The organism is Streptomyces sp. MBT65, assembly GCF_016612545.1.
Lineage (GTDB): Bacteria > Actinomycetota > Actinomycetes > Streptomycetales > Streptomycetaceae > Streptomyces.
Map to the genome: position 1 here is coordinate 1 of NZ_JAENRY010000734.1, position 937 is coordinate 937.

Below are 937 nucleotides of genomic sequence, written 5' to 3' on the forward strand. Positions count from 1 at the left end.
CCGCGCCCAGCATCATCAGGATTCCGGGGAACATGATCTCGGTCAGGTAGTCGCCCCGCACGGTCATCAGGGACTGCCAGCCGAAGCCCACCACCGCCACCAGCGTCCCGAGCACGGCCACGTTGCGCGCGCCGAGCAACGGCATGAAACGGGGTGCCGCCTTGGAGCCGATGAGGACGGCCAGCGAGCTCGGCACCAGCGCGAGTCCCGCCTCCAGCGGCGAGTACCCGAGGACGTTCTGCGCGTACAGCGTCATGAAGAACCACATGCAGAACATCGCGGAGCCGCACAGGAACATCGCCGCGTTCGCCGACGACACCGCCCGCACCCGGAACAGCCCGAGCGGCATCAGCGGAGCCGCCGTACGCGCCTCGACGACGAGGAAGAGGACGATCAGCGCGAGTCCGGCGGCCAGCGGGAGCAGGGTGGCCGCGGACGTCCACCCCTCGGCCTCGGTCTGCGAGATGCCGTACGCCAGCACGCCGAGCCCCGCCGTGACCAGGACGGCACCCGGCAGATCGAGCCGCCGCCCGTCGCCCGCCCGGCTCTCCGGGAGCCGGCGCAGCGAACCGAGCAGCAGCACCGCGCCGACGGGCACGTTGATCAGCAGCACCCACCGCCAGGACAGGGTGTCCACGAGCACTCCGCCGACGAGTCCGCCCGCGGCGCCGCCGCCCGCGCCGACGGCCGTCCAGGTGGCGATGGCCCGGGCGCGGGCCGCGCCCTCCGGCACCGCCGACGTGACGATCGTCAGCGTCGAGGGCGCCAGTACGGCGGCGCCCAGTCCCTGCGCGGCCCGCGCCCGGGCCATCGCCACCTGGACGGCCGTCGGCGCGGGCGGCGCCCTCCGGCACCGCCGACGTGACGATCGTCAGCGTCGAGGGCGCCAGTACGGCGGCGCCCAGTCCCTGCGCGGCCCGTGCGAGGAGCAGTTGCC

1 protein-coding gene and 1 pseudogene are annotated in these 937 nt (G+C 74.3%); one reads left to right on the top strand and one right to left on the bottom strand.

Features of this window, described 5'->3' with window-relative positions; all coding sequences use genetic code 11:
* Positions 1-802 (bottom strand): annotated as a pseudogene (locus JHN63_RS51875) (MFS transporter); the annotation flags it as partial.
* Here JHN63_RS51875 and JHN63_RS53780 point away from each other — a divergent pair.
* Positions 741-937: hypothetical protein (locus JHN63_RS53780; protein ID WP_234478985.1), on the top strand; the 197-nt coding region annotated here is incomplete at its 3' end. The pseudogene JHN63_RS51875 and the gene JHN63_RS53780 sit on opposite strands and share 62 nt — an antisense overlap.